The following is a 6,522-nucleotide window of genomic DNA, read 5'->3' as shown; positions in this document are numbered from 1 at the left end:
GCAAACGGCCGGTGATCTATTCGTCCGTCGATTTCCACAGGGACCGGCTGGTCGGAGCCTTCCGTGATGAGCAGCTTTGGCTTCGTTCCGTCGCGACGCACCCGAAGAACATTTATGAGCAACGGGACGATTGGGTGTTCTGGCAATATACCGCAGAAGGCCGGGTGCCGGGCATCAGGGGCGATGTGGACCGGAATACCTTTTTCGGCACCAGGTCCCAATATCGCGACTGGCTGAAGGGCGAATTGAAACGGTAGGCGGTCAGCGCACCTTGATCTGATGGGCAAGGTCCTTTCCGTTGCTTACGGTCACCTGTGTGAAGCCGATCAACTTGCAGAAATCGAGAAAGTTGAGTTCCTGGGGCCGGTTCGTGCGCGCAAAAAGTTCCGTCGAACGGGCCATGGAGGTCAATGACGCCAACAGTGCCCGTAAGCGGTACAAGGTGTCATATTGACCGTCGCCAGTCGCCACGATGATGAGTTTTTCAAGGTCGGTGCCCTTGGCGAACATGTGAAAGCCGGGCGTGTAGTTCTGTTTCGACTGCTGCGCTGCCAAACCGATGACGAAAGCTGCCCGGGAACGCTTGTCGGCGTCGTCGGCAGTTTGAACTTCTGATATATAGGCTTCGCTGGTTTGTGGCTCGGGATAGTAATAGCCGGCATGACCGTCGAAGGCCTGGGCCGCTGTCAACAGAACCGCAAAAACCGAAAATGACAGCACCAGGGCTGCCGCGACTTTATTGATTTTGGCCATGATTATTCCCCCCCCAAGACCTGACTGTCTTCATGAAGCCAATGGGGAAGGGGGGACGCAAGTAACTTTTCGCGCCATATGCTTTAATTACGCTATTGTAATCACACAGGTGAGGATGTGCTTTATTTTCGCCATCTTGTGTTCCCACATCTGCGCTGTGTCAGGGCTTGGATCATGGCCGCGAAACGGGACATGATTCGGAATTTCGGAGAATTGATGATGTTGATCCGCTTGCCATTGGCGTTGTTTGCGGTGGCGATGATGTCGCTGCCGGCGCTGGCCCAGTCACGCCCGGCTATTGCCTATACGACGGCCAATCTGAACGTGCGGGCCGGTCCCGGCACCAATTACCCGGTTCTGGCAACGGTTCCGCGTGGCGGCGGTGTCACGGTGTTCGGTTGCACGGCTGACTACAGGTGGTGCGATGCCGCGTTTGCCAATGTCAAAGGATGGGTCTCCGGCAAGTATCTGAGTTACGGGGTCCAGGGCAACTATTATGGCCGTCCGATCCCGAGCGCCGGTGTATATGTGGGTGTGCCGCTTTATCAGCGGAATTACCCTATCTACCAGCGTCCTCCGGTTGCCGTTCAGCCTCTTCCGCGCTACCCGCGATATCCGCGCCGGTATTACTGAAATTGATCTATTGGCCCGGTTTGGGACCGGCCATCACCAACGACCAGAACACCTTGTGCTTGGCATTTGACGAATAAGCCGTCGCGATGCCGAGCCGGGTTGCGTCCTTGGTCAGCAATACCTGATTGTGGTTTGGAGATTCCCTCCAACCGGAAAATGCTTCGGCAAATGTGCGGTAACCGGCACTGACATTTTCCGCCGCCGCCGTTTTCGGCTCTCCGATAGAGATCATCCGTGTTGCCAGTTGCTGATTTGGGGCAAGAGAAGCCTTGACGCTGCCTGCAGCCGCCATCGCTTCGGCTTGAGATTTTGCGATTGAGGTCAGTTGCGGGTCCGGGGACACCGGCGACAGACCGTTATTGACCCTGTATTGCGAAATCATCTGCGCTGCGGTTGCCGCATCGACTTGTCCGTCTGTTCGGGCCAGGTCCTTGTAAAAGGGCGGTGTTTGCATGCGCTCGCCCTGACAGGCCGTGACGGCCAAAGCCATGGTGCACGCCGCAGCCATTTTCATCGAACGTTTGCCGAGCAGATAATCAAACACGTGGTGTGGCTCTCCGGAAATTGCTTGAATTGATTCGTCTTTGACTGACAGGTGATGAGGCGACAACAAAGCAGAATTGCGGCGGGATGTCCCGGAACCTGTGGTCAACAGTCAACAAAAAAAGACCAGCCCGTGAAACACGGGCTGGTCAGGCTGCATCAGGCTAGTTTCGGGCGAGGCCCTAGCCTTCTGGGGAGCTGTCGAACTCTAACGTTTACCTGCGTCCAACACGTCTTCGAGCGTGCGCAAGCCGGTTGTCGGGGCGGTGACCAGCACTGACATGTTGCCTGGGGCGTGCTGGTTCTTCCACATCTTGGTGTGCGCCTGTGGAATCTGGTCCCACGGGAAGACTTCCGACATGTACGGATCAATCCGCCGCTCAATCATCAACTTGTTGGCTGCCGACGCCTGCTTGAGATGCGCAAAGTGCGATCCCTGCAGCCGTTTCTGGTGCATCCACATGTAGCGGACGTCGAACGTGCAATTGAAACCGGACGTTCCCGCACAGATCACAACCATGCCACCTTTCTTGCAGACGAAAGTGGACACCGGAAAGGTTGCTTCGCCCGGATGCTCGAACACGATGTCGACATTGTTTCCTTTGCCGGTGAATTCCCAGATGGCCTTGCCGAATTTGCGAACTTCCTTGAACCACTCGGCATATTCAGGTGAGTTCACCGTCGGTAACTGTCCCCAGCATTTGAAATCCCGGCGGTTGATGACGCCTTTCGCGCCGAGATCCATGACGAACTGGCGTTTGTCTTCATCAGAAATCACACCGATAGCGTTGGCACCGGCGGCCGTAATGAGCTGGATTGCATACGATCCGAGACCACCGGAAGCGCCCCAGACCAGGACATTCTGACCCGGTTTCAGCTCGTGCGGGTGATGACCGAACAGCATCCGGTAGGCGGTGGCCAGTGTCAGCGTATAGCAGGCGCTTTCTTCCCAGGTCAGGTGCTTCGGGCGCGGCATGAGCTGCTGTGCCTGAACGCGTGTGAACTGAGAGAACGAACCGTCCGGCGTCTCATATCCCCAGATCCGTTGTGAGGTGGAGTACATCGGGTCACCGCCGTTGCAATCCTCGTCGTCACCATCGTCCTGATTGCAGTGAACGACGACCTCGTCGCCGACTTTCCAGCGTTTGACCTTGTCGCCAACCGCCCAGACAATTCCGGACGCGTCGGAACCCGCGATGTGATAAGCGGCACCATGACCGTCGAACGGGCTGATCGGCTCGCCGAGGCCGGCCCAGATGCCGTTGTAGTTGACGCCTGCCGCCATCACGAGAACCAGCACTTCGTGACTGTCCAGCTCCCAAGTCGGAACGACTTCGAGTTTCATGGCGTCTTCGGGGGGGCCGTGACGCTCGCGGCGGATCGTCCACGCATACATGTTTTTGGGTACATGGCCGAGGGGCGGGACCTCACCGATTTCATAGAGATCCTTCACCGGAGCGCCTCCTCGCGTTTTGTTATCGTTGGCTTCGGCTGCTGCTGTCATTCTCCCCTCCCAGGGCTGTTGGTCCGCCGTAGAATTTCGCATATGCACAAGGCATTATTGGATCGAAACATCGATTTGCGCAACTATTGTTCAAAAACTAGCTTCGATCTATACGACTATTGCTTAACTTGCGTTTTAATGCCAATCATATTTTGCATTGCACAGAAGGGTTTCGCAGGCGCGTAAAATTCGGCACACTTCCGTCAAGCGGGGAGGCTTCGGTGGAATGAGCACTGCGAACCGGCGAATTACAGGCAGCGGAATGCCTTAGGAGGAGAAGTGGCATGAGCGTATCGGATGCAACGGGCGAGGGACGGGACCGCCCCTGGATCTTCCGGACCTATGCGGGTCATTCGACCGCGGCCGAGTCGAACAAGCTTTACAGAGGCAATCTCGCAAAAGGCCAGACCGGCCTGTCAGTGGCCTTCGATCTGCCGACCCAGACTGGGTACGACCCGGACGACCTCCTCGCAAAGGGGGAAGTTGGCAAGGTGGGGGTACCGGTTGCTCATCTGGGCGACATGCGCACGCTCTTCAACGATATACCGTTGCAGCGCATGAACACCTCCATGACGATCAATGCGACCGCCCCGTGGCTGCTGTCTCTTTATGTGGCTGCGGCAGACGAGCAGGGCGCGGACCGCAATCTGCTTTCAGGAACGACCCAGAACGACATCATCAAGGAATATCTGTCACGCGGCACGTATGTGTTCCCGCCGGCACCGTCGCTGAAACTGACGACCGATGTGATCGCCTGGACCTATTCCAACATGCCCAAGTGGAATCCGATGAATGTTTGCTCCTATCATTTGCAGGAAGCAGGTGCGACGCCGGTTCAGGAATTGTCCTTCGCGCTGGCGACTGCGGTCGCCATTCTGGATTCCATGAAGACCAGCGGTGCAATCCCGGAAGAGGATTTCCCGAAAGCTGTCGGCAGGATCTCGTTCTTCGTGAATGCCGGCATGCGCTTCATTACCGAAATGTGCAAGATGCGCGCGTTCACGGAACTCTGGGATGAAATCTGCCGCGAGCGATACGGAGTGGAAGAGGAGCGCTACCGGCGTTTCCGATATGGGGTTCAGGTGAATTCCCTGGGGTTGACCGAACAACAACCGGAAAACAACGTCTATCGTATTCTCATTGAGATGCTGGCGGTGGTTCTTTCCAAGAATGCCCGTGCCCGTGCGGTACAATTGCCGGCCTGGAACGAGGCATTGGGCCTGCCGCGGCCGTTCGACCAGCAATGGTCGCTCCGGATGCAGCAGATTGTGGCCTATGAGACCGATCTTCTGGAATATGCCGACATTTTCGAGGGCTCTTCCGAAATCACGAAAAAGGTTGACGCACTCAAGGAACAGGCGCGCGAAGAACTTGCGCGCATTGATGCCATGGGAGGCGCCGTCGCCGCGGTCGATTCAAGTTACATGAAGCGCCAGCTCGTGGAGGCAAATTCCCAACGCCTGGCGGCTATTGAAGCCGGGGACCAGGTGGTCGTTGGTGTCAATAAATGGATCGAAAGCGAGCCGTCACCGCTGGCCGGCGGAGAAGATGGCGCCATTCTTACCGTGCCTGAACATGTGGAAGAAGAGGCGATCGAAAAGGTCAGGATCTGGCGTGACAATCGCGACGAGGCTGCGGTCTCGGTCGCGCTTGCCGACTTGAAATCCGCGGCTCAGGAAGGCCGCAACATCATGGAACCTTCGATCTCCGCTGCAAAAGCCGGGGTGACCACAGGTGAGTGGGGTAGAACCCTGCGTGATGTGTTTGGAGAATACCGCGCTCCGACCGGCGTCGGTCAGGCTGCGCGCGATGATTCCGGCGATCTGGCGACAGTCCGGCAAGGAGTTGAGACCGTCTCGGAAAAACTTGGCCGTCGGTTGAAGTTCCTGGTTGGCAAACCGGGTCTTGATGGTCATTCGAACGGTGCTGAACAAATTGCGGTACGAGCTCGTGATTGTGGAATGGAGGTCGTTTACGAGGGCATTCGCTTGACACCTGCCCAGATTGTGAATGCTGCCGTCGAAGAAGACGTCCATGTCATCGGCCTGTCGATACTGTCCGGCTCCCATCTGGCGCTTGTCCGGGATGTCATGGACAGGCTCCGGGCTACGGCAGCGGACGACATTCCTGTTGTCGTGGGTGGCATCATTCCGGACGAAGATGCAGACCAGCTCAAGGCGATGGGTGTTGCGGCAGTTTATACTCCGAAAGACTTTCAGTTGACCGACATTATGGCAGATGTCGTGAAGATTGTTGGAGAAACGGGCGCGCAGGCTGCCTAACGGGTTCTGCACATCTTTGCGTTCGACTATCGTTGTCTCAAATGAAACAATGAGTTAACTTTGTGTAAAGCTTTGTTAACACTTTGTTGAGAGATTCAGAGGGTTCCGCCAGAAGGCGGAAGTTCTCTGATGGCCAGGAGGCCGAATTGGCGACGACGATCGAAAGGCCGCAATCGGCCCAAGTCGTGGCGCATGCGACAGAGTATCCAGCGGACAGAGACGGTGACGGAACCGGCTATGACCGCAGAAAACAGCGTAACACCGCAGAGCGCCATGACCCTGATGCAAGACCGGCCGAGGACGGTCCGGCTGTACTCATTGATGCTCATTCTCCGGAAGATCACGTTTTGGACGGTATGGAGGCCTATCGCGCTGCTGCGATGCGGGCGATGGAACCCGGTATTGACCACGGGCCGGTACATCCGATGCGAGGACCGGTCGACTGGACACCCCCTGAAGATGTCCGTCATGCCTATGAGGATCATGGCGACGAGGATGACACGCATCAAGTGAACGTAGCGACCTGAAAAATCGATCTGAAAAATCGACTTGAACCACGATTTGCTTTTCAGGATGGCTTGAAACCCTTCCGCAGTGCACCATATCGGTCAGAATACGTAATCTTACGTATGGGTGTCGGGGCATCGGTCCCGGTCGTGTTGGGTTCTAGGCGGGGCGCTAAAAATCTTGGCTGAAACAATATTTGCGTTGGCGGCAGAAAACCTGTTGTCGCCGATCATCCTGTTCTTCGCGCTTGGTCTGGGGGCGGCGTTTGTCCGTTCCGATCTCTCGGTTCCCGAAGCTGCC

Annotated in this window: 7 protein-coding genes; 4 read left to right on the top strand and 3 right to left on the bottom strand. The window is 56.6% G+C overall.

All coding sequences use genetic code 11. The features are described 5' to 3' along the window. Positions 1-257, top strand: a 257-nt coding sequence (locus tag K5905_RS24360) for a GH25 family lysozyme (protein ID WP_297588871.1), incomplete at its 5' end; no start/stop codon positions are given. 4 nt (positions 258-261) lie between these two features. On the opposite strand, the gene K5905_RS24355 is transcribed toward K5905_RS24360, so the two are convergent. After that, entirely contained in the window at positions 262-753 is a 492-nt protein-coding gene (locus K5905_RS24355) for a hypothetical protein (protein ID WP_297588868.1), read from the bottom strand. Between the two features lie 219 nt (positions 754-972). On the opposite strand from K5905_RS24355, the gene K5905_RS24350 reads away from it, so the two are divergent. Next, on the top strand, positions 973-1,386 hold the full coding sequence (locus K5905_RS24350; protein WP_297588865.1) for an SH3 domain-containing protein: 414 nt from the start codon (positions 973-975) through the stop codon (positions 1,384-1,386). 7 nt (positions 1,387-1,393) lie between these two features. Here K5905_RS24350 and K5905_RS24345 read toward each other — a convergent pair whose 3' ends face one another. Both K5905_RS24345 and ccrA read right to left on the bottom strand, forming a co-directional pair. After that, entirely contained in the window at positions 1,394-1,930 is a 537-nt protein-coding gene (locus K5905_RS24345) for a CAP domain-containing protein (RefSeq protein WP_367187019.1), read from the bottom strand. A gap of 207 nt (positions 1,931-2,137) precedes the next feature. Continuing rightward, positions 2,138-3,433, bottom strand: a complete 1,296-nt coding sequence (gene ccrA / locus K5905_RS24340; RefSeq protein WP_297588862.1) for a crotonyl-CoA carboxylase/reductase — start codon at positions 3,431-3,433, stop codon at positions 2,138-2,140. A gap of 284 nt (positions 3,434-3,717) precedes the next feature. Between ccrA and K5905_RS24335 the strand changes: the two genes are divergently transcribed. Continuing rightward, positions 3,718-5,715 (top strand): protein meaA, encoded by a 1,998-nt coding sequence (locus tag K5905_RS24335; protein WP_297588859.1) that lies wholly within the window; start codon positions 3,718-3,720, stop codon positions 5,713-5,715. A gap of 146 nt (positions 5,716-5,861) precedes the next feature. Beyond that, the gene (locus K5905_RS24330; protein WP_297588857.1) at positions 5,862-6,242 is read left to right on the top strand and encodes a hypothetical protein; all 381 of its coding nucleotides are present in this window, start codon (positions 5,862-5,864) and stop codon (positions 6,240-6,242) included. Positions 6,243-6,522: the final 280 nt, after the last annotated feature.

It is taken from the genome of Roseibium sp., assembly GCF_025698965.1.
Lineage (GTDB): Bacteria > Pseudomonadota > Alphaproteobacteria > Rhizobiales > Stappiaceae > Roseibium.
This window is presented reverse-complemented; position numbering and strand designations above follow the sequence as displayed.

Coding starts and splice junctions, on each gene's coding strand:
- K5905_RS24335 (WP_297588859.1), top strand. CDS start 3,718: ATGAGCGTATCGGATGCAACGGGCGAGGGACGGGACCGCCCCTGGATC.
- K5905_RS24355 (WP_297588868.1), bottom strand. CDS start 753: ATGGCCAAAATCAATAAAGTCGCGGCAGCCCTGGTGCTGTCATTTTCG.
- K5905_RS24350 (WP_297588865.1), top strand. CDS start 973: ATGTTGATCCGCTTGCCATTGGCGTTGTTTGCGGTGGCGATGATGTCG.
- ccrA (WP_297588862.1), bottom strand. CDS start 3,433: ATGACAGCAGCAGCCGAAGCCAACGATAACAAAACGCGAGGAGGCGCT.